Origin of the sequence: Haematospirillum sp. H4485 (assembly GCF_012102745.1) — a bacterium.
GTDB lineage: Bacteria > Pseudomonadota > Alphaproteobacteria > Rhodospirillales > Rhodospirillaceae > Haematospirillum.
Genome location: NZ_JAAVSY010000008.1, coordinates 81,769 through 106,407, shown reverse-complemented (window position 1 = coordinate 106,407; position 24,639 = coordinate 81,769). Strand labels below are relative to the sequence as shown.

Genomic DNA, 24,639 nt, shown 5'->3' with positions numbered 1-24,639 from the left:
CGACGAGGGCATGACGCTGCGCAGCAAGGTCTTGCTTGTCAGTAGAGCAGCGCGCGTAACCAATCGTAATATTCTTCATGTCATAAGATGTACGTTAGACGTACCGTTACTGCAATTTTTATCGTACTATTCAATTGATAAAGAAAGCCTCCCGTTATTTACCGATATGTGTACTGAGTGGGTTTATGATGATGAACCGTCCGCACAACGATCCCCTTACGGACAATCTCACAGACTTCTCTGAAGAACAGCGCAGCCGGGCAATGCGCCGGTTTGCACTTCTCCGGCCGCATCTGATCGAAGGTGCACCCCTGCGGGCGACGGCTTGTGCTGCTGGCCTGCCGATCCGCACCGCACAGCGATGGACAACCCGGTATCGGCGTTTTGGGCTTGCCGGATTGATACGTGCACGCCGTGCCGATGCCGGACAGAGAAAGACGCACGCTGAAATCGTTGAAGCCGTGGAGACCCTGGCCTTGCAGAAGCCCCGCTTATCGGCGGCGGCCATTCATCGGCGTGTCTCGGCGCAGGCAAAGGCCGCGAATTATTCCCCGCCATCCTACGCGGCTGTGCATGCCATTCTCTGCTCTCTCGATCCGGGCCTTCTGACCCTTGCCCACGAGGGGGCCGCCGCCTATCGTGACCGGTTCGAGCTGATCCACCGGCACCAGGCCGAAGAGCCGAACGCCGTCTGGCAGGTCGATCACACCCAGCTCGATATCCTCGCGCTCGATGCAAATGGTGCAAACGTGCGCCCTTGGCTTACCGTCGTGCTCGATGACCATTCCCGAGCGGTCGCTGGATATACCGTTTTCCTCGGCTCGCCTTCGGCGATCCAGACCGCTCTCGCACTGCGGCAGGCAATATGGTGCAAGACCCGCCTCAACTGGCCCGTCTGCGGTATTCCCGAAATGCTTTATGTCGATCATGGCAGCGATTTCACCAGCCAACATCTCGAGCAAGTTGCCGCCGATCTGCGCATTGACATCGTTTTCTCAACAGCTGGACGACCGCAGGGGCGCGGAAAAATCGAACGGTTTTTCGGCACACTCAATACTGAATTGCTGCCGGAGCTGCCTGGTGCTCTTTGCGACGGCCAGCCCGCGACCCTGCCACGCCTGACCCTCGCCGATCTGGACGAAACCATCGGTACCTTCGTAACCGGCACCTACAACAACCGCCTTCATGGCGAGATCGGTGCGACACCGAACGACGCTTGGCGCGCTCAGGGATGGCTGCCGCGCATGCCGGATAGCCTCGAAAAGCTTGACCTGCTCCTCCTTACGGTCGCGCACAGCCGCCTTGTACGCCGCGACGGCATCCATTTCCAAGGCTTGCGCTACACCGACCCGATTCTCGCTGCCTATGTTGGTGAGACTGTCACGGTCCGGTACGATCCGCGCGACATAACGGAGGTCCGTGTCTTTCACCACAATCGGTTCTTGTGCCGCGCCGTTAGCCCCGACCATGCGCACCGCACGATTTCGCTGAAGGACATCCAGCAGGCACGCATCGCGCGTCGCAAGGCTCTGCGCGGACAAATCGATGCGCGGCGGGGAAAAATCACGGACTTTATTTCCGATGACCTACCGCCTCCGGCAAGCAGCCCGGCCCGTCCAGTCAGAAAACTCGCGCTTTACAAGGAAGACAAGGCCCCATGATTCGCCACCATGCCGGGCCCTTCATCGTGACGCGTGAACACAGGCGTTTCGTCGAGTTCGCCGACGCCGTGCGTCGTCATGCCACCATTGGGCTTTGCCATGGGCGCGCCGGAGTCGGCAAAACGCTTTCCGCTCGGTCCTATGCCCAATGGGATCTGGTCGAACCGCTCTTGACTGAATGGGGGCCACGCGAACCCTCCGACGCGAAGGTCTATGCTGCCCTCGCCAAGACCCGTACCCTCTTCTACACGCCGCCCGTCTCCACCTCGATGACAACCGTGCGCAAGGATCTCTCGCTCCTGGTCACCCGCGTCAATATCTGCATCAACGACAAACTCAAGAACCGCCCACCGGGGCGGTGGACCGCGCCCCTCGGACGCATCGAACTTCTCATCGTCGACGAGGCAGAGCGCCTCACCACTCCCACGCTCGAATTTCTTCGCGACCAGTTTGATCGAGCCCAGATCGGTCTTGTCCTGATTGGCATGCCCGGTATTGAAAAACGCATGAGCCGCTATCCGCAGCTCTACAGCCGGATCGGCTTCTCCCATGAATATCCGACCCTCTCGAAAGACGAGATGCACTTTGTCTTGACCCGTCATTGGAAGCGACTCGGCCTTGAGCTCGACAAGGAGGATTTCACCGACACCCGAGCCGCGAACGCCATCATTCGCCTCACCAATGGTAATTTTCGGCTCCTTCAGCGGCTTTTCATGCAAATCGAACGTATCATCCGCATCAATGAACTCGCCATGATCACTGAAGATGTCGTCGATGCCGCAGGACAGGCCCTCGTCATCGGAAACGCCAAATAGCAATCAAAATTCAAAGCCATGTAGCGATCAAGCTCACATCCGGTATCGAGGAGTTTTGGCATTTTTAATCGGTAGAAAACATAATAAATTATCATTCTCGTTTAATAATATCAATATTCATTTTTGATAAAATGAAATAAATATTGTCATGTATTTTACAAATTAAATGAAGTTTTATTTATATAGTTATAATAATATTGTTCCTTCATCACTGAATCCAATGCCTGTTAGTGTAATACTGAAGCCTTTTGTTTCAGCGTTTCCATCTGTATCAAAGTACAAGACTATGCTGTTATCTGCTTTTTCTATCCGGATAGATGGAGGCTGCATAGAGTTTGGTTTCTGGTGCGTATGGATCTCGGGGAGGGTGGGTACGGTCTGTATGGCATCATTTTGTTTGGTGCTGAAATCCAGAACCATGTCGTGCGCGTCTGTGGTCCGGGCTGGACCATGATCTTCCCGGTTCGCTATACCCTCTTGTTCCTGAGATACCCTGAGATAAGCTACCCTCGGACTGTCGGCGTTGTCAGATGTGATGACGGGAGTATCTTCAGGTTCATGCGGCATGTCAGCCGGCATGGCATCAGGCGCGTTCCTTAACACAAGGTCTCTGGCCGTCAGCAGGGGGTTATCCTTGAGTCTGAGATCGACCTCGGCTGTACTGGTGTCAAGGTCCGTATCACCTCTCAGGACAAGATCCTTTCCTTCCGAGGTGGCCCACAGTGTCCCCGGCGCAGGTCGATCTCCGAGGAGGGTAAAGATGTATCCTGTTTGAGAGAGGTCAATCCGGTCCTCCCCTGGCTGGAAATCCAGGATTCGGTCACCATGGGTTTCGGCTGTCGTGGTGTAGAGGAAGACATCGGCCCCGGGGCCCCCGTGGAGGGTGTCGGCACCTGGTCCTCCATGCAGGGTATCAGCACCATTTCCTCCTCTGATCCAGTCCCGCCCCTCTCCACCATTCAGGTGGTCGTTACCATTGTTTCCGCGCAGCGTATCGCTTCCCGTACCGCCATTCAGGGTGTCATCACCAGAGCCACCCCTGAGCATATCGTCTCCTGTGCTGCCGTTCAGGATATCATTACCCTTTCCACCTGAAATCTTGTTAAGTCCTTTGAACTCCGAAAGCCCAAGGATGACGTCTTCCTTTGTTTCCGCAGCATTCAGGTGATTCCCGTTTATGGTCAGGGTGTTGTTAACTCCGTCGATATCGTTTGCTGTCAGGAGTGGGTTGTTCATAAGCCTGAGCTCGACTTCAGCCGTGCTGACATCGTGGTCTGTATCACCCCGCAGGATCAGATCCTCTCCTTCCAAGGTTGTCCACAGGGATCCCGGTGTAGGTCGATCTCCGAGCAGGGAAAAGATATGCCCTGTTTCAGAAAGATCGATCCGGTCCTCCCCCGGCTGGAAATCCAGGATTCGGTCACCATGGGTTTCGGCTGTCGTGGTGTAGAGGAAGACATCGGCCCCGGGGCCCCCGTGGAGGGTGTCGGCACCTGGTCCCCCGGTCAGGATATCGTTTCCTCCATCACCTTTCAGCCAGTCCTGTCCTTCTCCGCCATTCAGGCGATCATTCCCGGCATTACCGCAGATCTCGTCGTTTCCACCTTCACCATCCAGCGTATTATCTTCCTCGTCCCCGGTCAGCTGGTCCCCCGCGTGGCCTCCTTTGATGTTCTCGATATTCCGTATGCGATCTTCCTCTGTATCGTCCACGTACACAGTGGCGTCCTGTGATCCATGCAGTGTTACCCGGACAGGTGCTGTCTTTCCGTCGTACCAGGCCCAGTCTGTGCCAGATCCTCCATCCAGGCTGTCCTTGCCTCTTCCTCCCCGGAAAGTATTGTCGTTTTCATCCCCTGTCAGCACGTCGTCACCAGAGCCTCCGTACACGATTTCGATATTCTTGACCGTATCTTCAGCCCAGCGATGGATGTAAACGGTTGCTTCCTGTGACCCCAGCAGCGTGACCCGTACGGGTTCGGTCTTCCCGCTGTAGGACATAAGGTCGTTGCCTTCGCCGCCATCCAGGCTGTCTTTGCCCGGACCTCCCCTGAGAATGTCGTTGCCTGCGCCGCCATACAGGAAATCGTTTCCATTTCCCCCTTCAAGGTGGTCATCTCCGGCGCCGCCGTGCAGGGTGTCGACACCAGGACCACCGTTCAGAATGTCGTGCCCATCCCTTCCGTCCAGAAAGTCATTGCCTCTTTCGCCCAGAAGGGTGTTGTCGCCTTCGTCTCCGGTGATTTGGTCATTTCCCCAGCCACCGCGTATATTCTCGATATTCCGGACCGTATCTTCGGCGATGCCCCCCACATATACGGCGGCATCCTGCGCACCGTGCAGTGTCACGCGAACAGGAGCTGTCTTGTCTGTGTAGTCAGCGAAATCATTTCCATCACCACCGTCCAGCGCGTCATGACCGTGTTCGCCCTTCAGTGTGTCGTTTCCGGCAACACCATCGAGAACATCATTTCCGCTGCCGCCATCCAGGGTATCGTCTCCGGTCCCACCATAGAGGACGTCATTGCCGGTATTGCCCCGAAGCCAGTCGTTGCCGTCTCCCCCGTCCAGAAAGTCCTCTCCGCCACCTCCCCGGAATTCGTTGCTGCCTTCATCTCCTGTCAGTTCGTCATTTGCCCAGCCGCCGCGTATATTCTCGATGTTACGAATAGTGTCCTCGGCAACATTACCTACGTACACGGTTGCGCTTTGCGATCCTTGCAGTGTTACCCGGACGGGTTCCGCTTTTTCGTCGTACCAGGCCCAGTCTGTTCCGGCACCGCCATCCAGTGTGTCGTTGCCCGGGCCGCCCTTGAGAACGTTGCTTTCTTCGTCACCTGTCAGATGATCATTGCCCTGACTGCCGTAGACACCTTCGACACTGTTCACCGTATCTTCCGGTACACCATTGACATAAACCGTCGCTTTTTCTTTTCCGCGCAGGACGACCCTGATCGGCTCATGCCGGTCTTCGTAGGACACCGAATCATTCCATCCGGGGCCGCTGAAGATCTCTTTCATATTTGGTGTGTCTCTGTATTCCTTCATGGTCCCCTCCTGCGTGGCTGGGAGCCTGCGTTGCCTTGCTGATGGATGGTGAAGAGATGCGAGCAAGGTTAACCCGGGCCAGACCGCGACGGCCCCGTGTCATCAGGGTGTAAGCAACAGATGGTGGATTTCCACTTCTGTTGGCATGGGTTTATCAGCTCTTTTTTTGGACACAGCCCCGCTACAGGAAACAGCCCTCACCGTCAGGAGATAGAAGAACCATCTCCTGACCTGCTGCTCCATGGGCATGCGACCTTGTTTTAACTATTTTGTAGCAGAAATAATAAGTTTAACTAACCCATTGCCAAATTTTTCATTTTTATTATGCATACATCTTGTTGATCAGGGCGGATTCAGCATTGATATGAATGAGTCGATAACTTGTCCTGCTGTTGACATATTTTGTTTTCTTATCTTTTTGGCGTCTCTTGATCACGGTTGTATCGTGATCCGGTGATGCAAGGTTTGTCCTGCGACAGCGCAGTGTCATGGTGTAAAGTTGTTGCGTTCGGGCTTCTCCCCGGCCTTTGTTGCCCTCTTTTACAGATACCGGATTTTTCTGATGACACTTTCTGTACGTTCTCTCGACAGGGCTTTTATGGCTGGTCATCTTGATATCTGGGCGGGGCCCGGATGGGACAGGGAAACAGGGTCAACCGTCGAGATCCTGGAGGAAGACGGTACACCGCGCTGTCAGACGCCCCGTCGTGTGATGGCTTTGTGCCGCCAGCTCTATGTCCGCTGTGCCTTGTATGCGATTGATCCCGTCTTGTGTCGTGATCAGGGGGGGCGTCTTCTGGAGAGACTGGACACCCTGTATGCCGATCCCCTGAACGGGGGATGGTGGTTCAGTATCATGCCGGATGGCGAGGCTGCGGACCGGCGCAAGGATTTGTATGCCCATGCCTTTGTTGTTCTGGCGACAGCGGTTGCGGCCTCTGTTCTTGGTCATGATCGCGCACTGTTCCTGGCGCGGCGGACAATCGATGACATCCGGACGCTGTTTACTCTTCCCGACTGTTCGTGGTTTGCAGCCGGGGCAGACCCGGATGGATCAGGGCCAGACAGACGCCTGTTGCAAAACCCGCACATGCATCTGTTTGAGGCTGCTATGGCTTTTGCCCTGGTTTCGGGTCGCAGTCAGGATGCCGATATGGCTCACCATCTGGCTGCTTTGTTTCCATCGCTTCTGCACCCCCAGGCCGGAATGGTTGCGGAATACTTTGGGGAAGACGGATCTCCCGAGCTTGCGGCCCGGGCCCAGATTGAACCGGGTCATCAGTTCGAGTGGGCTTGGTTGTTGCATGAATATGCGGTGCGCTTCCACGAACCTGGTCCTGTGCAGCAACGCTGGCTGGACCAGGCTCATGACCTTCTGGAACGTGGCATGACGTGCGGGATTGATCGTGCGTTCGGTGGCGTTTTCAACAGTGTGGATGCGCACGGTCGTGTGACGGACGAGGGAAAGCGCATCTGGCCCTTGACTGAATTGCTCAAGGCGTTGGCTGTTCTGCGACCGGGGCAGGAAAAGGAATTCCTGGATTTTCTTGGTCGCACCTATTTGCGCCCGGGTGGCTTCTGGATTGAAGCGTGCAGCCGCTCCCTTGAGCCATTTGATCAAACGCTGCGTGCCAGTACGGGCTATCATCTGGCAACGGCCTGGCAGGAGCTGGGGCGTATGGCGGGCGGTCGCGGAGTGTATGATCTGGGGCGCGCTTCCCCTTGATGCTTTCGTAAGGATATGGGCCTAGTTCTGCCAGCATGGCGTTTACAGCGCCTTGGTTGCGGTTCATTATGGTTTCAAGGGCCATGCGAATGGCCAGTATTGCTGACCATTTCTGCGGCTTTATTGTTGCGTGAGAGCATGGTAACCCGTATACCCGAATAGTTGGGTTACTGCTCGTATTCCTCCTGTGGGTTGAGAGCGATTCTCTTCTGCGGTGCTGTTGTGCCGGTACCGCTTGATCGGGGAGGTTTTTGCATGCCGTCAAAGATGATGCAGTTTGTCCGTCTGGATCAGCAGATACCTGACAAGCGTTCCGCGCAGGAGCGATGCGGTGACTTTGACGAAATTTACAGCGTGTTTAACCCGGACAAGGCCAGTGAGCAGGCTTCGCGTTGCACGCAGTGTGGCATTCCGTTTTGCCAGATTCATTGTCCGCTCGGGAACAATATTCCCGATTGGTTGGCCATGGCCGCAGCAGGTCGCCTGCGCGAGGCATACGAGTTGGCCTCCGCAACCAATGCCATGCCGGAAATTTGCGGTCGTATCTGTCCGCAGGATCGTCTGTGCGAGGGATCCTGTGTTCTGGAGCAATCTGGCCATCACACAGTGACCATCGGTGCAGTTGAACGTTTTGTCACCGATACAGCATGGGCGCAGGGGTGGGTGAAGCCTTTGCAGCCTGGCCCGGCCCGGGGGCAGAGCGTCGGGATTGTTGGTGCCGGTCCGGCCGGACTGGTTGCTGCAGAAGAGCTTCGTCTTCGTGGCTTTGATGTGGATATTTACGATCGTTACGATCGTGCCGGCGGGTTGCTGGTTTATGGTATTCCCGGCTTCAAGCTGGAAAAGGATGTGGTACGCCGTCGTGTCCAGCGACTGCAGGACGGCGGCATTGTGTTTCATCTTGGCGTGGATGTTGGGGGCAATCTTGCCTTTTCCACTCTCAGGGAGCGCCACGACGCCATCCTGCTTGCCACGGGCGTGTACCGGGCACGTAATCTTTCAACACCGGGGTCTGGCCTGCGTGGAGTGGTTCCAGCCCTGGACTATTTGATTGCATCCAGTCGTGCCGGCTTTGGGGATGCTGCTGTGGACCTCGGGTTGGATGCGCGGGACAGGCATGTTGTCGTCATCGGGGGTGGTGATACCGCGATGGACTGTGTGCGTACAGCCATCCGTCAAGGGGCACGCAGCGTCAAGTGCCTTTACAGGCGTGATCGTGACAATATGCCCGGCTCCCTGCGTGAAGTTTCCAATGCCGAGGAAGAGGGCGTGGAATTTGTCTGGCTGTCAGCGCCAGAGGCTTTCCTGGATGAAGGAACGCCCGGCCATGTATCAGGGGTGCGGGCTGTGCCGATGTATCTGGGTGTTCCGGATGCCAGTGGCCGCCAGACACCCCGCCCGGTTGGGGATTCCCATTTTGTTCTGCCAGCTGGTCTTGTGATCGAGGCCCTAGGTTTTGATCCCGAGGATGTGCCGACCCTCTTCGGGGAGTCTGCATTGCGTGTAACGGAGTATGGAACACTGGTGGTTGATCCGCAGACCGCGATGACCTCGGTGGAAGGTGTGTTTGCTGCCGGCGACATCGTGCGCGGCGCATCCCTGGTGGTCTGGGCTATTCGTGACGGGCGGGAGGTTGCAGCCTCAATCGCCGATTACCTTGAGAAACGGTCGGATACAGGGGCTGTTGCCAGTTTTGGTGAAGGAGTGCGGGTATAATGGGAAACCAGTCTGTAGCCGAGACAGGCAAGCCGTTTCCAGACGATTGGCATAACAATGTCCGGACCCTGGAAGAAGCACACCTTTACTTTCCGCTTCAGGAGCATGACGCTTGCGGTGTTGGTCTGGTAGCAGCTCTTGACGGAAAGCCCCGGCGCCAGGTGGTCGAGGCTGGTATCAGCGCCCTGAAGGTTCTGTTTCATCGCGGGGCTGTCGATGCGGATGGAAAAACGGGTGATGGTGCCGGCATTCACGTTGCTGTCCCGCAAACCTTCTTCAAGGCTCACGTTGAACGCATTGGTCACAAGCCGCTGGATGGGGTGATGGCGGTGGGCATGATTTTTCTGCCCAAGAACGACATGCTGGCACAAGAACGGTGCCGGATGATTGTTGAAGCCGAGATTCTGCGCTGTGGGTACGGGATCTATGGCTGGCGCCAGGTGCCGGTTGATATCGATGTGATCGGGGAAAAAGCCAACGCGACGCGTCCCGAGATCGAACAGATCATGATTGCCAATACCCGCAATGTCCCCGAACAGCAGTTTGAAACAGACTTGTATGTTCTGCGTCGCCGGATGGAGGCCAAGGCATCGGCCGAGAATATTGCCGAGTTCTATGTTTGCTCGCTGTCCTGCCGTTCCGTGATTTACAAGGGCATGTTCCTGGCCGAGCAGCTGGACACGTTCTATCCAGATCTGGCTGATGAGCGGTTTGAGTCCCCGTTTGCCATCTATCACCAGCGTTACTCCACCAATACATTCCCGACGTGGCGTCTGGCCCAGCCGTTCCGGATGTTGGCCCACAATGGAGAGATCAACACTCTTTCCGGTAACATCAACTGGATGCGGGCGCATGAGACCCGTCTGGAAAGCCCTGTCTTTGGTGCTCGTGTTCGTGACCTGAAGCCGGTTATTCAGCCTGGCGGGTCTGACTCGGCTGCCTTGGACAATGTGTTTGAGCTTCTGGTGCGTGCCGGGCGCCCGGCACCTGCGGTCAAGGCCATGATGATTCCGGAGAGCCTTTCTTCCGGATCGGTCATGCCGGATGCACACCGGCATTTCTTCCGTTACAGCAACTGCGTGATGGAACCGTGGGATGGCCCGGCTGCTGTTTGTGCCTATGACGGGCGCTGGGTTATTGCCGGCTTGGACCGTAATGGCCTTCGTCCTTTGCGCTACACCATAACCGGTGACGATCTGCTGATTGTGGGCTCGGAAACGGGCATGGTGCGCATTGATGAAGCCAGTGTTCGGGCCAAGGGGCGTGTTGGTCCCGGGCAGTGTATTGGCATAGACCTGCTGGAAGGGCGCTTCTACGGTGATGATGCGCTGAAAACCGCCATGGCTTCCCGTGCTCCCTTTGGGGCCTGGACATCCCGGATGACGCATCTGGACAGCCTGATAAAGGGATCGGGGATGTCCAGTCCAACGCTTGATGCCGGTACGCTGTGCCGTCGGCAGCTTGCTCATGGCATGACCCTGGAAGACATGGAGCTGATACTGGCTCCGATGATCGAGGAAGCCAAGGAAGCCATTGGCTCGATGGGGGATGATACGCCCTTGGCCGTGCTTTCGGATCATTATCGTGGATTGCATGTCTTCTTTCGGCAGAATTTCAGCCAGGTGACCAATCCACCCATTGATCCACTACGGGAAACACGGGTCATGAGCCTGGGGACCCGTCTGGGCAATTTGGGCAATATCCTGGATGAAGATCCATCCCAGTGTGATATTTTGCAGATCGAGAGCCCGGTCCTGACCAATGCCGAATTTCGGGCCATGTGCGCCTATATGGGTGATGCAGCCGCTTTTGTGGATTGTACCTTCGACGTTCATGGTGGTGAGCATGCCCTGCGTGAGGCTGTGCGTCGTATCCAGAACGAAACCGAGGACGCTGTTCGGGGTGGTTGTACTCACGTTATCCTGACGGATGAGTCTGCGTCTGCAGACCGTGCTCCCATGCCGATGATCTTGGCTGCAGGGGCTGTGCACACCTGGTTGATCCGCCAGAAGCTGCGTACATTTACCAGCTTGAATGTCCGGTCTGGTGAATGTCTGGATACACACTCCATTGCTGTTCTGATCGGTGTCGGTGCTACCACGGTCAACGCCTGGCTGGCTGAGGAAGCTATCCATGACCGTGTCCGCCGGGGTCTTCTGGGCGGAATTTCGCTGGAGCAGGCACTGAGAAACTTTCGCAAGGCCCAGGATGATGGTTTGCGGAAGATCATGTCCAAGATGGGTATCTCCGTTGTGTCCTCGTATCGTGGGGGGCTGAACTTCGAGGCTGTTGGTCTGTCCCGTGCCCTGGTCGCGGAATTCTTTCCCGGTATGCCGTCCCGGATTTCCGGTATCGGGATGGCAGGGATCCAGAAAATGGTCCTGGAGCAGCATGTCCGGGCCTGGAAGGCTCCTTCGGTCGTTCTTCCTGTCGGTGGCCTGTATCGCTATCGGCGTGGTTCTGGCGAGACGCACGGTTTTGAGGGGACCCTGATCCATATGTTGCAGATGGCTGTGACGCGAGAGGATTATGCCCTGTATCAGCGTTATACCCGTGGAGTTCGTGCGTTACCGCCGATTTCATTGCGTGATTTGCTGGATTTCCGCCGGGCAGAGCGTCCATTGCCTCCGGATGAGGTGGAATCTGTGACCCAGCTGCGTCGCCGTTTCGTAACGCCGGCCATGTCGCTTGGGGCTTTGTCGGAAGAAGCCCATGGTACCCTGAATATTGCCATGAACCGGATTGGTGCCAAGTCAGACAGTGGTGAGGGTGGCGAGGTGCCGGAGCGGTATCGTCCCCGCCCGAATGGCGACAATGCCAATTCAGCAATCAAACAGGTGGCATCCGGGCGTTTTGGCGTGACGGCGGAGTATCTGAACCAGTGCCGTGAAATTGAGATCAAGGTTGCACAAGGCGCCAAACCCGGCGAGGGAGGGCAGTTGCCCGGCTTCAAGGTAACAGCGCAGATTGCGGCCCTGCGCCATTCAACACCGGGGGTGACGCTGATCTCTCCTCCCCCCCACCACGATATTTATTCCATCGAGGATCTGGCCCAGCTTATCTATGACCTGAAGCAGATCAATCCAAAGGCCCGCGTTGTAGTCAAGCTGGTTTCCCGTTCCGGCATTGGGACCATTGCGGCCGGTGTGGCCAAGGCCAAGGCCGATGTTATCCATATTTCCGGGCATGCGGGCGGGACCGGGGCCAGCCCGATGACATCGATCCGCTACGCCGGGCTGCCGTGGGAGCTTGGCCTGTCGGAGGTTCACCAGGTCCTGACCCTCAACCGTTTGCGTCATCGGGTTCTTTTGCGCACGGATGGCGGCATCAAGACAGGCCGGGATGTGGTTGTGGCCGCCATTCTCGGGGCCGAGGAATTCGGGGTTGGCACGGCAAGCCTGATTGCCATGGGCTGCATTATGGTGCGCCAGTGTCATTCCAATACATGTCCGGTCGGTGTCTGCACGCAGGATGAGGCCCTGCGGGCCAAGTTCGGCGGTACACCGGAAAAGGTTGTCAACCTGTTCTCCTTTATGGCTGAAGAGGTGCGAGAAATTCTGGCCGAGCTGGGTTTCCGGACCCTGAACGAGATTATCGGCCGGACCGACCTGCTGTACCAGGTTTCACGAGGGGCTTGGTATCTGGATGACCTGGACCTGAACTCCCTTCTGGTCAAGGCAGATACAGGGGGGCTGCCGACTGTTTGTGCTGTCCAGGGGCGTAACGAGGTTGATGAAACCCTTGATGCCCGTATGATCGAGGATGCCCGCTCTGCCCTGGAGGACGGGGAGAAGATGCAGCTGACCTATCATGTGCAGAATACGCACCGTGCGGTTGGAACCGGGTTGAGCCACAGAATTGTGACCCGCTATGGGATGAAGGGGCTTCAGCCGGGCCACATTACGGTTCGCCTGCGTGGGTCTGCCGGGCAGTCCCTTGGGGCCTTTGCCGTGCAGGGCCTGAAGCTGGAAGTTTTCGGAGATGCCAACGACTACGTTGGCAAGGGATTGTCCGGTGGGGCCATTGTTGTGCGCCCCCCGGTGTCCAGTCCGCTATTGTCCCAGGATAATACCATTATCGGAAACACGGTCCTGTATGGAGCAACGGCGGGAACTCTTTTTGCAGCAGGCCAGGCTGGGGAGCGTTTTGCCGTACGTAACTCAGGGGCTGTTGCCGTGATCGAGGGGTGTGGATCAAATGGCTGCGAGTACATGACGGGCGGAGAGGTTGTAATTCTTGGGCCTGTTGGTCCGAATTTTGCCGCCGGTATGACCGGTGGTATGGCTTATGTTTTGTGCGATGACAGTCTTGATCATCTGCTCAACCCGGATTCCGTAATCTGTCAGCGGATCGAAATGGATTACTACGCAAATCGCCTGAAGGAGCTGGTCCGCCAACATACCTGTGAAACAGGGTCTCGCTTTGCCGAGAAAATACTGGCCGAGTGGCACTGTCAAATCGGGAATTTCTGGCAGATTGTGCCCCGGGAGATGGTGATGCGTCTTGATATGCCTGTTTCCCGACGCCTTCCGGAAGCTTGCGTTTCCGCCTGATGCTACAGGGCGGCCTGGTCTGCTTTGTGAGACTGCGCGGCCTCGCATGCTTTCTCGTGCGTTGTTGTCGCATAGCAGTAAATGCAGCCTTGTGCGCAGGTGTTATAGGCCCCGATATCCTTGCTGGCGGCACAGGCACAGGCCGCGCGGTGGCTGCGGGATCCAGTGACAATAGATTGGTCTGCCAGGCGTGACAGACGTTCTGTGTCGATGCAGGCAGCATCGTGCAGGCCGGGAACCAGAAGGTGGCGCTGGGCGCACAGGGACAGGGCCATGCCGTTATCCTGGGCGATGGCGAGGAAGTCCCCCAGCAATGCCTTCTTGGTGTCATCATCCGGATCATGCCAGGTCAGGTTACTGTGCTGTGCTGCCCTCTCAAGGGATCGCCGTGTCTTGCTGTAGAACTGGGCAAAGCTGACAATAACTTCGTTGACGGCACCTTTCAGATCCCGGGCCAAGCGGGAAAATGTCTCACGGTGCCAGTAGGGTGGTGTCAGGGATGTGAAAAGAATGGGGTCATAACGCCAGACAATGGCATCAAGCCCGCGGGCTCTGGCCAAGGTGCGTATCATCTCAACCGCGTGGTGTGAATCCGGGACAAAGCGGTCCATGTCGCGGGGATAGCCGGTAACCGTGAACTGGATAACAGTCGGTAGGCCCAGGGCATCGACGGCTGGCAAGTGATGCAGGAACGGTTTGATGTTCCGGGTCCACAGAACAAGACCGGACAGGGCCTGCGGACGAAGGTCGACCGTAAAGGGCCTGTTGTTCCAGACATTGCGAACTGTGACGTGCCCGGCCTGCAGCCGGTTGATGAACCAGTCTCCATAAAAGGCCGGTATGTCGGTTTTGTAACTGGCGGACAGGACGGGCCTTGTTCTGGATCCTGCTTCCTTGCACGTCACGCTGTGTGCCCCTTTTGATCGAAAAGAAAGCCGCCAGCGGCGGCTTCCTGTGTCAGCGACATGAAGGCCAAGTCGGATTTCAGACCTTACTTGGGCATCGATGTCTTGATCCAGTCCTGCAGCACGCTTTTCATCAGGGGCGCACCAACCTTTGTTGCCGTGAGCTGTCCATTGTGGAACAGCATAAGGGTCGGAATGCCACGGACCCCGTACTTGCCGGGTGTCAGCGGGTTTTCATCAATGTTGATCTTGGTGATTTCCAGCGTTTCGCCCATTTCGGCTGACAGTTCGTCCAGCAGAGGGGCCAAGGTCCGGCAGGGGCCGCACCATTCTGCCCAGAAATCAACCAGAACCGGCTTTTCTGCTTTCAGGACATCTTTTTCAAAGCTGTCATCCGTCACCTGCTTCATGTGTATTCTTCCTTAGTCATCATGGTCGGCTTGTATCTTGGACTCTAGGGAGCGGCGTTGATGTCGTCAAGGCCAGGCCAAGGCACTTTGGGGTGGGTATCGTGTGCAGTCTCTTTTCATTCCACGTGTTCCCGGATAGGCTGTCGGCTATTTTTATCGAGGAACCTGTTGATGCCACCGAAGAATAACCCTCTGAAGCTCAATTCCCTGCAGTTGAAGACCCTGACCTTGCTTCAGGTCCTGGCCGGGATGCCCGATGCCAGCCAGCCGGACCCGGAAACCGGAGACCCCATGGTTACCGCGTTTCCTGATCCCCACGGGAACCATTTTCACCTTGGATCTTGGGTCGTTTCTTCTTCTGATGCCACGGGCCTGCGCAATGAGGCCGTTTGGAAGGCCCTGACCCGCAAGGGGTTGGCCATGTCGCGCTGGCCTTATGGCATTTCGGTCACAGCTCCGGGGATGACCTATGAAACCGGGCTGAAAAGCAAGATCCTGCATGGCTCTGACCATTGATATCCCTGTCTTGCGGAGTGTCGTATCATGCCCGACCGTACAGCCTGTGTTCTTGTTATTGGCAACGAGGTCCTGTCCGGGCGAACGCGTGATGCGAACATTCCCATGATTGCAACAGGTCTGGCCGGGATTGGTATTGCCTTGAAAGAGGCCCGTATCATACCCGATATGCACGAGGCGATTGTTTCAGCCTTGCACGATGTCCGGGATCGTTTCGATCTTGTTTTCACAACCGGGGGCATAGGCCCAACGCACGATGATATTACGGCTGAGGCTGTTTCAGCGGCTTTCGGGGTTGAGCTGGAGCAAAACCCCGATGCAGTAAAGCGGTTGCGTGATTATTACGGTCCCGAACACTTGACCCCGGCACGGCTTCGTATGGCCCGTATTCCTGTCGGGGCGGCTCTTCTGGACAATCCGGTCAGTGCAGCTCCGGGGTTTTGTATCGGGAACGTGTATATTCTGGCTGGTGTTCCCCGCATTGCGGCAGCCTGCTTTGACCTGTTGAAACCGGGGCTGGCTGGCGGGGCTGCGATTGTTTCCAGGGCTGTTTCAGCCGCGGTACGTGAAAGCGACCTTGCTGCGTCCTTGGGGGGGATACAGGCGTCGTTTCCTGATGTTGACATCGGCAGCTACCCTTTCATGACCCCGACAGGCTATGGCGTCAGTATTGTTGCCCGTGGCACGGATCCGGAACGATTGGATCAGGCTGCTGCTGCTGTTGCCGATGCCATGCGGGCGCTTGGTGTTGAGCCGTTCTTTGCCGACCACGCCGCTGCGGCTGATGGATCATCCTGAGGGAGAGTGCGGTGTGCCGGTGAGTCCTCAGGAAAAGAAGGCCCTGAAATTCCTGTTCCAGCATCTGTTGGCAGGGTGTGCAGGGGCTTTGTTGTGCGGCATTATGATACTGTGGCTTGATATTGGAAATATTCGTACACTTTCTTTTCGGTCTGATCACCCGGTTCTTTATACGGGGCTGCTTTTTTTCGGTCTTTTTGTTACCTTTGGCAGTGTCAGTATGGGTATCGGCATCATGAGTCTGGGCGAAGACCGTAACTAGGATGCTTGTTATCCCTTGTTTTTGTTCTTCATGAACAAATACGTTTCTATGCAGACAATAAATGTACCGGTTGGGCTGAAAGCACGGCTGTGCTGATGCTACAATGTGGTGCGGCTGTGTATGCGGGATTCGCGTATGGGCAGGATATCGTGTTCCTGTCGTCGCTTCTGAATCCAGACGAGCTGCATGGTGCGGCCTTGTTTGTATCGGCGCGCCGCGGTGCTTGCCCCGGAGTGTTGTTTCCTGGGTGTGCGTATCGTATCCGGTATGGCGGGTTTTCCAGCCCGTGATGCTGCCGGGATACGGGATTGGGCTATCCCCGCTGGAGGGGGCAGTGCAAGGAATGTGCGATGGCCGATGAAGCTCCCCGTCTGGTTGAGCCTGAGGAAATAGAAATCCTGAGCTCCGAAACACCTGTCACCGATGGGCAGTCGACAGGTGAGCGTGCAGCCGTGTCTGCCGCTGTCGGGGATGATGAAGTCGATGGCGAGATGGATGCGCTCGCCCGGTCTATCGATGAGCCAGAGCAGGATTCACCCCAGAACGTGGGTAACTTGGGTGTCTTGCACACCGGCAGCCGGTCGGAGGCCGACGTACAGGTTATTGGCGGTGAGCTTGATACGGTGCCAACGCCCGCTCCCGGTGTTGCTGCGACCGAAGGTGGAAACCAGGGTATTCCGGACGGTATCATTGATGCCGGGGCAGTTAACCCGCCGCCTGCCAGTTCCGAGAACACGCCTTCTTCTGTAGACCCTCTTTCACCATCGGCAGCTGCCGGGGCTGAACCCCTGCAGCCGGACCTGCCAGCTTCACCGGTTGCTGCGGTACAGGGTGCCCCTGTTATCGTTGCTCCGGAGCAGGCCAATGCCCCACCAGTGCCCGGGGATACGCAGGATACCACTGTGGCCACGGCCCCTGTCGTTCCTGAAGATCAGCAACAAACGGTTCAGATTCCGGCTGTGGCTCCGGTCGTGTCCCTTGTTCCGGCTATAGGTGCTGAAGATAATGGTATTGCTCTGTCAATTACCTTGTCCAGCCCGGGGGTGGGGATCCTGGATATTGTGATCAGTAATCTGCCGGCAGGGACTGTGCTGAGCGCAGGCACTCCCATTGATGCGACCAGCTGGCGGGTTTCTGCTGCTGATCTCGCTGGCCTTCAGCTGACACCGCCGTCGAATTTCAGCGGCGAGCTTGCGGTGACTGTGACGGCAACGACCACCGGAACGGCCGGCGATACGGCCAGCACTGCAACGGTATTGCCAGTTACCGTGACACCGGTAGCGGACGCCCCGGCTCTGGATGTTCCTGCCTTGACGGTTGGAGCAGAGGATACAGACGTTCCCTTTCATATTCAGGCTTCATTGACAGATACCGATGGTTCGGAAAGCCTGAGCATAACAGTGTCCGGCCTGCCGGCGGGGACGACCCTGAGCAAGGGAACGCAGCAGGCCGACGGGTCTTGGACCCTGTCCCCGGGTGATTTGCCGGGCCTGACATTGAGACCTCCGGCTGATTTCAGCGGCACCATCAATGCCACGGTGAAGGCAACCTCGACCGAAGGCCAGCCAGCAGCCCTGCCGGAACAGCAATCGGCCTCTGTTGATACATCTGTGTCACTGACCATTACCGGTGTTGCCGATACGCCGACACTGGCGGTCGCGCCTCCTGCTTCCGGCGTTGAAGATACGGCCCTTCCTTTGACGATCAATGCCAATCTTCAGGACACTTCAGAAACGCTGTCCGTTGTGATTTCCGGGCTTCCGGCTGGCGCAACCCTCAACCAGGGAACACAGGGTGCGGATGGAAGCTGGACCCTGTCGCCGGCAGAGCTGGCCGGCTTGCAGCTTAATCCTCCGCCAAACTACAGTGGCTCGTTCAACTTGGTTGTGACTGCTGTATCAACAGAACAGGATGGTGATACAGCCAGCATCCTGCAAACGGTTCCGGTTACGATTGCTCCGGTTGTGGATGCACCGACCTTGACTGCGTCACTTCCGGTCTCTGGCCAGGAAGATACGGCAGTACCTTTTGATATTCAGGCGGCCCTCACTGATACCGATGGTTCGGAAAGCCTGACAATCACGGTCTCTGGCCTTCCTTCTGGAACGACCCTGAGCAGCGGGACACAGCAGCCGGATGGATCCTGGTCACTGACTTCGGCGGATCTGCCCGGGCTTCTGCTGACACCACCGCTGAATTTCAGCGGCACCATCAATGCCACAGTGACGGCAACTTCAACCGAAGGTCAGCCGGTTGCCCTGGGACCTCAGTCTGCCAGTGAGGTGACCCTGGTTTCTGTTTCGGTTGCCGGGGTTGCGGATGGGGCTGTGGTGTCCGCCAGTGCACCGGCAGCCGGTAACGAAGATACCCGTATCGCGTTGAACCTGTCTGCTTCCCTGTCAGATAACGACGGGTCTGAAAATGTGGTGCTGACCCTGTCGGGGATGCCGGCAGGAAGCACATTCCATCTTGGTACATCCGGGACTGCCCCTGCTGTTCCCGCCACCGTCAATCCGGATGGCTCGGTGACCTTGGCGCCCTTGCCCGCAGGTGATGTTGCATCCCTGTCTGTTCTGGCCAAGGGAAGTACATCCGGGAATTATGCCGGCTCCTATACCCTGACGGTCAGTGCTGTGTCTGTCGAGCAGGATGGTAGCGTGTCGGCTCCGTCTGTCATGACAGTCCCTGTTGTGGTTGCGCCGGTATCTGATGGTGTCAGTACGTCCGGACAGAGTGTGTCCGGTCTTGAAGATACGACGATTGCCTGGCGGCCGGTCTTTACCCTTGTTGACCGTGACAACGCAACATCAGGCGATGCCAGCGGGGCACCGGGGCAGGAGAAGGTCACGACCGTTTCCATATACTCCAATGATCCCGATATGGTGGGCAGCGTGTGGAAGGTTGCGCTTCCCGGTCAACCCGAACAGGTATTGACCATCCAGACCGGGTCTTTTTCCACCGGCAGCGGATCAACCGTTTACCAGTACAAGATCGATATTCCGACGGACGCCATTCAGGTGGCTGATGGGGCTGCTGCCGACCGGTTTGCAGTTGAGGGTTTAACGGTCAGGCCGTCTCCGGACAGTGACCGTGATATCAGTGTGGTCTTTGGTGTCGGCACGGAAGACACAGCCAGTGGGATGACGGCCAGTCGGGTGACGAATGTCAGTGGAGCTGTCAAGGTTACGGCTGTTGCTGATGATATTGTCCTGACAGCTGCTGATGTAACCGGCAAGGAAGATCAAGGAATTGGCGGTGCCAATGTGTTTCCCCTCAACCTGTCTGCCACCCTGCACGATACCGATGGCTCCGAACGTGTTTATGCCGTGGAGATCATGGGTGTTCCCAATGGCTGGAAGCTGGCGGGAGCTGCGGGTATCGTTGATGCCGGGGGGGGAGTATGGCGGTATTCCCCGGCTGACCATGGCGGTGTGAACAGCAGCCCTGATTTGTCAGGGCTGCGTCTGGAATTGCCGGAGCATGCGTCAACCAATGACCCGGTCTCCCTGACCATGCGCGTGTCCTGGTATGATCCGGGTACAGAAGGGGGGGCAGGTGCCAGCGCTGCGCGTGCGCAGAGTACGGATTTCAAGGTCACAGTTGATCCGGTTGCTGATACACCTGTTGCTGTCATCAAAACCGTTGTAGGCAATGAAGATACGCCGCTGGCGGTCTATATCGACCCGCAGACACCGGACAACGATGGCTCGGAAGTGATCTCCGTCATTCTGTCCGGCCTGCCCGATGGTGTGACGTTTGGCCACATGATTGGCGGGGTTTTCCAAGAACTGACCGGTGTGACATCCAGTGTTGGCGGGCAGACGGTCTGGACCCTCTCCGAAGCCCAGTTGTCGGGTTTGCACATGATGCCCCCGGCCAACTCCAACAAGGATTTTACCTTCACCGCGGAAATACGCACGACGGAAACCGGTGGTCCGGCGGATGCGGACAACGTGGCAAGTACAGTAAAAACAATATCCGTTGACTTGCGTGGGGTAGCAGATGGCAGTGCCCTGGCGGATGGTACGGTCATAACCCGGACCGGATCCGAGGATACGGCCATTGACCTGAATATCAGTGGTATTCCGATGGTGGATACCGATGGATCGGAAAAAGCCAGCTATGTTCTGGATCTGTCAGCGCTTCCATCCGGCTTCACGCTGACCGGTGTTCCGGAGAAGGCTCTGGTGCCCCTGGGTGGTGATCGCTGGTCTGTGGCGGCTTCCGAGGCCGGGAATCTGAAGCTTGTGTCACCCAAGGATTTCTCCAATGCCTTCCCGGGTGGTACCGATGTGCGTATCGGGCTGGAGATCCGCAGTACGGAAAATGACGGCAGTGTGAGGGTCGAGAACCATCCCCTGGACATTCGCGTCAATGCGGTTGTTGATGCCCCGCATGTGGCCAGCCCGGATGCAGGGCGCGAGGACAGCCCGCTGACCATTCCCCTGACGGTCAGTGCCGGCGACAGTGATGGCTCGGAGACAGTCAGCAGCCTGTATCTGACAACACACTTGTCTGGCTTCAAGGTGACCAATGGATCCGGGGCAGAGTTGACGTGGAACGCCTCTCTTGGGCGTTATGATGCGAATCTGTCCGGGCAGACGGTTCTGAAGTTGCAGCCCCTGGACGGGCGTCAGGATCTGGGGGGGGACGGTGCTGATGTTCCCTACACCCTTCAGGTAACGGTTCGGGATGCCGGAGGTGTGCAGGCAACCTTCAATGTCGGGCGGACCATTGTGGTCAATCCGGTTGCCGATACGCCGGAGCTTTCAGCCTCGGTTCAGGGTACAGCCCCGATCGGGTCGCCTCTGGATGTTCATTTGTCCGTTGCCAGTGGCGAGGTTGGTCATCTGGTTGGTGGAACCTATGTTCCCGACGGATCTGAGAAAGTTGGTCTTCAGGTCAGCGGCATGGTCAACGGGGTTGTCCTGGTGCAGGAAATGCCCGACGGCAGCTTGAACCAGATCGGCCGCAACAACGGCGACGGAACCTGGACCCTGGATCCGCAAACTTTGGACAGTCTGCGTGCTTCGGACGGATCCATCCCCGATGGCATCATAAAAGTCTGGGCCCCATGGGGTGAGATGAGCGGAGGCGGGACCTACACCCCCGTTTCGTCCCTGACCTTGGGCCTGAAAGCCATTGCGGTGGAACCGGACGGAACCGGGGCTGACCGCGTGGCCAGCACCGAGACAACCCTGAACCTGAACTGGAACCACGGCGGTGGCGGTGGTCATCATGGTGGTGGCAATGGCAATGGCCATGATGGCTCAGTCCATTGGGGTGGGGACGGCGTTATACACGGCGTGGAAGATGTGCCGGTTACTTCGCTTAATCTGGGCAACATGCCTTCTGATGTGGCCGAGGTGGTTATCAGCGGTGTTCCGGCCGGGGCTTCGTTCTCCGCAGGGACGGATATGGGCAACGGGGTGTGGAAAATTGCCGCGGCAGATATTCCATCCCTTGTCTTCACCCCACCAGAGGATCTGGGCGGAAGTGGTACGGCCGTTGAAGGGCTGAACCATGTGACGCCTTCTGGTTTTTCGCCTCCCGGTCTGGCGCTTGGTCTGGGAAAGGGGATGTATGGCGGGACCATCATCCTGACCGTGGAAGGGTATAACGGCAGCGGTGATCCGGTTGCGGGCGGCGCCTTTATCCGCGCCGTGTCTTTGGTACCGGAAGCCGACACTCCCACGCTATCCGGCACCCCGTTGTCGGGCAGCGAGGATGCTCCCCTGTCCCTGTCCGGCATTACGGTTACAACCAACGACGTGGATGGTTCGGAGACCGCCAGTGCCTTGATCAAGGTGCCACAGGGGTTTGTGTTGTCGGTTGATGCCCCGCCGCTGCGCTACGATACCGTTGGTGGTGGCGACGGACAGCCGGCCTTTGCCCTCAATGCCGGTGGCGCCGCTGTGTATGCGGTTTACTCTGTTGCGGCGGCTGACATATCCAGCCTGACCCTGGTGCGGGATCCGTCTGTTCCGTCTGCCGAGCATTATTCAGGGCCCCTGAAGATCTATGTGACCGGTGTTGCAACAGAGCTGGAGGGAGGGCAGGCCAGCGTGGAGCAGGACTTCACGCTGGATGTGACGGCGGTTGCTGATGGTGCGGCGTTGTCTGCAGCTCCGGCAACCGGCACTGAAGATGGCGGGGCCATTGCCCTGAACCTGTCGGCCAGCCTGATCGACAGCAGCGAGACCCTGACATCACTTGCGGTGCTTGGTGCCGATGCGTCAAAGGTGACATTTGTTGATGGTGCAGGACAGCCGGTGCCCGACCTGTCTTCCTTGACCTTGGCCCAGGTGCAGGATCTGCATGTTCTGCCGGCAGCCAATGTGGCCGGTGATGTCAGCTTTGTCCTGAAAGCGGTAACGGCCGATGGTGCAGATACCAAGGAAACCCAGCATGTGGTGACGGTGCATATCACGCCGGTAGCGGATATGCCGTCTGTTGTTGTGACCCCGTCCCAGTCTGGTCCCTTTGCCTTCTCCGGGACGGAGGATACGGCGATTGCCCTGGATATTGCCGCATCCCTGACTGATACCGACGGATCGGAATCCCTGTCCCTGGTTCTGGATGTCCCCGTAGGGGCCACGCTGGTGCATGTGGCGGCTGACGGGGCCATGACCGTTGCCGGAGCCAACACAGGCAATGGGAAATGGGTGCTGGATACGTCGGACCTGTCGGGTCTCCACATTGTGCCGCCTCAGGATTACAACGGCTCCATGACGGTCAATGTGACGGCCACAGCGTGGGAGAACGGCCTGCGCAGTGGTGCCGTATCGCAAAGCCAGTCCTTTGCTGTTGAGGTTGTCGCGCAGGCAGATACACCGGATATCGAACCCCCTGCCCACGTACATGGGCAGGAAGATACGGGTATCGCCATTGATCTGGGGCTTGCGCATGGGACAACAGGCCCTCATGCTACGCCTGAGTCCCTGACGCTGGAAATTGTTGATGTGCCTGCTGGTGCGTCTTTCACCCTGTCCGACAATGCGGTTGGAACCCATGGGGCTGGTGGTGCCTGGACGTTCTCGGCAGCCGAGGTTGCCCAGATCATGGCAGCCGGGTCCGGGGCTTTCAAGGTTGTTCCCCCCGCTGACAGTGATGAAAGCTTTACTCTTGGGGTGCGCGCCATCAGTACGGATGGCGACACGACAGCATCCTCAGCCGGGTTGGGGGACAGTCCCTACCGCCCGGTACATGTGACGATTGATGCTGTGGCTGATGCTCCTTCCCTGTCTGTATCGAATGTATCCGGGCAGGAAGACCAGCCTATTGCGCTTGATATTGCGGCGGCTCTTGTCGATACAGATGGCTCCGAGACCCTGTCTGTTACCGTTTCTGGCGTGCCGCATGGTGCTGCTCTGTCGGCGGGAACCAACAATGGAGACGGCAGCTGGACCTTGACCTCGGCGCAACTGACGGGCCTGACCTTTACTGCCCCTGAACATGAAAGTGGTACCTGGACATTCTCTGTGTCTGCAACGTCAACAGAGAAAGCCAATAGTGATACTGCAACGACTTCAGACTCGTTCACCATTACTGTTGACCCTGTTGCCGATCCCCCCGATGTTTCTGCACAATCCGTCGTGGCAGACAGCGGTGCCCCGGTTGCCTTGTCCCTTGCCGCCAATCTTGTTGACAGCTCCGAGACGCTGTCACTGACCCTGACCGGTGCTCCGGAGGGGAGTCTGTCAGCGGGAACGTGGGATGCTTCGACTTCCAGCTATCAACTCCAGCAATCCGAGTTGACGGATCTGACCTTCACGCCGCCATCCGGTGATGCGGCTGAGTTTCCGATGACCCTGACCGCTGTTTCAACAGAGTCCAATGGCTCGACCGCCCAGACCAGTGCTGACTTTACGGTGACAGTCCCGGATGCCCCTGTGCCCGATACACCACTGGTTTCCGCCATGTTCTTCCTGCCGGATGCAGGGGGGGATGCCTGGAATACCTTCCTGTCCGATGACAGTGTACCGGTGGTCGGCCATGATGGTGGTGTGGCTGCGGCAGACCAGCTGGTGACCCTTGGCAGTGATACGTTTGATACTGGCGCCGGCGATGTGTCCGGTGGAATGGTTGATGGTGCCGTTGCCGGGGGTGGCCTTGACCTGGCTGGCCTTGGTGACAGTGGTGGAGCAGGGGATCTCATCATCCCGCACGAGGGTGACCATGGAGCGGGTTCGGCAGCTTCCATGGCTGGCGGGATTTGATCCTTCAGGC

At 57.5% G+C, this 24,639-nt stretch carries 12 protein-coding genes; 9 read left to right on the top strand and 3 right to left on the bottom strand.

Annotated elements, in window-relative coordinates; translation table 11 throughout:
- Positions 1 to 185: 185 nt before the first annotated feature.
- Positions 186 to 1,661, top strand: a complete 1,476-nt coding sequence (locus HEQ61_RS07595) for a Mu transposase C-terminal domain-containing protein (RefSeq protein WP_209315749.1) — start codon at positions 186 to 188, stop codon at positions 1,659 to 1,661.
- A complete protein-coding gene (locus HEQ61_RS07590; protein ID WP_168021451.1) occupies positions 1,658 to 2,476 on the top strand; it encodes an AAA family ATPase in 819 nt (272 codons plus the stop codon). The genes HEQ61_RS07595 and HEQ61_RS07590 overlap by 4 nt, the downstream gene beginning before the upstream one ends.
- A gap of 186 nt (positions 2,477 to 2,662) precedes the next feature.
- Here HEQ61_RS07590 and HEQ61_RS11410 read toward each other — a convergent pair whose 3' ends face one another.
- Complete coding sequence (locus HEQ61_RS11410; RefSeq protein ID WP_209315676.1) at positions 2,663 to 5,524, bottom strand: M10 family metallopeptidase C-terminal domain-containing protein; 2,862 nt, start codon at positions 5,522 to 5,524, stop codon at positions 2,663 to 2,665.
- Positions 5,525 to 6,086: 562 nt separating this feature from the next.
- Between HEQ61_RS11410 and HEQ61_RS07570 the strand changes: the two genes are divergently transcribed.
- From HEQ61_RS07570 to gltB, 3 genes are all read left to right on the top strand, one after another.
- Positions 6,087 to 7,250: an AGE family epimerase/isomerase gene (locus HEQ61_RS07570; RefSeq protein ID WP_168020519.1), complete on the top strand. Its 1,164-nt coding sequence runs from the start codon at positions 6,087 to 6,089 to the stop codon at positions 7,248 to 7,250.
- Between the two features lie 255 nt (positions 7,251 to 7,505).
- Positions 7,506 to 8,966 carry an NAD(P)-dependent oxidoreductase gene (locus HEQ61_RS07565; protein ID WP_168020520.1) on the top strand — a complete coding sequence of 487 codons (1,461 nt, stop codon included), beginning with the start codon at positions 7,506 to 7,508 and terminating at the stop codon, positions 8,964 to 8,966.
- Entirely contained in the window at positions 8,966 to 13,519 is a 4,554-nt protein-coding gene (gltB, locus tag HEQ61_RS07560; protein ID WP_168020521.1) for a glutamate synthase large subunit, read from the top strand. The genes HEQ61_RS07565 and gltB overlap by 1 nt, the downstream gene beginning before the upstream one ends.
- 2 nt (positions 13,520 to 13,521) lie before the next feature.
- Here gltB and HEQ61_RS07555 read toward each other — a convergent pair whose 3' ends face one another.
- Both HEQ61_RS07555 and trxA read right to left on the bottom strand, forming a co-directional pair.
- Complete coding sequence (locus HEQ61_RS07555; protein WP_168020522.1) at positions 13,522 to 14,424, bottom strand: DUF1848 domain-containing protein; 903 nt, start codon at positions 14,422 to 14,424, stop codon at positions 13,522 to 13,524.
- A gap of 86 nt (positions 14,425 to 14,510) precedes the next feature.
- Positions 14,511 to 14,834 (bottom strand): thioredoxin, encoded by a 324-nt coding sequence (gene trxA / locus HEQ61_RS07550; protein ID WP_168020523.1) that lies wholly within the window; start codon positions 14,832 to 14,834, stop codon positions 14,511 to 14,513.
- A gap of 171 nt (positions 14,835 to 15,005) precedes the next feature.
- On the opposite strand from trxA, the gene HEQ61_RS07545 reads away from it, so the two are divergent.
- From HEQ61_RS07545 to HEQ61_RS07530, 4 genes are all read left to right on the top strand, one after another.
- Positions 15,006 to 15,350, top strand: a complete 345-nt coding sequence (locus HEQ61_RS07545) for a hypothetical protein (RefSeq protein WP_168020525.1) — start codon at positions 15,006 to 15,008, stop codon at positions 15,348 to 15,350.
- A gap of 27 nt (positions 15,351 to 15,377) precedes the next feature.
- Positions 15,378 to 16,148, top strand: a complete 771-nt coding sequence (locus tag HEQ61_RS07540) for a competence/damage-inducible protein A (RefSeq protein WP_168020527.1) — start codon at positions 15,378 to 15,380, stop codon at positions 16,146 to 16,148.
- Positions 16,149 to 16,161: 13 nt separating this feature from the next.
- On the top strand, positions 16,162 to 16,410 hold the full coding sequence (locus tag HEQ61_RS07535) for a hypothetical protein (RefSeq protein ID WP_168020529.1): 249 nt from the start codon (positions 16,162 to 16,164) through the stop codon (positions 16,408 to 16,410).
- Between the two features lie 350 nt (positions 16,411 to 16,760).
- Entirely contained in the window at positions 16,761 to 24,629 is a 7,869-nt protein-coding gene (locus HEQ61_RS07530) for a hypothetical protein (RefSeq protein ID WP_168020531.1), read from the top strand.
- Positions 24,630 to 24,639 lie beyond the last annotated feature (10 nt).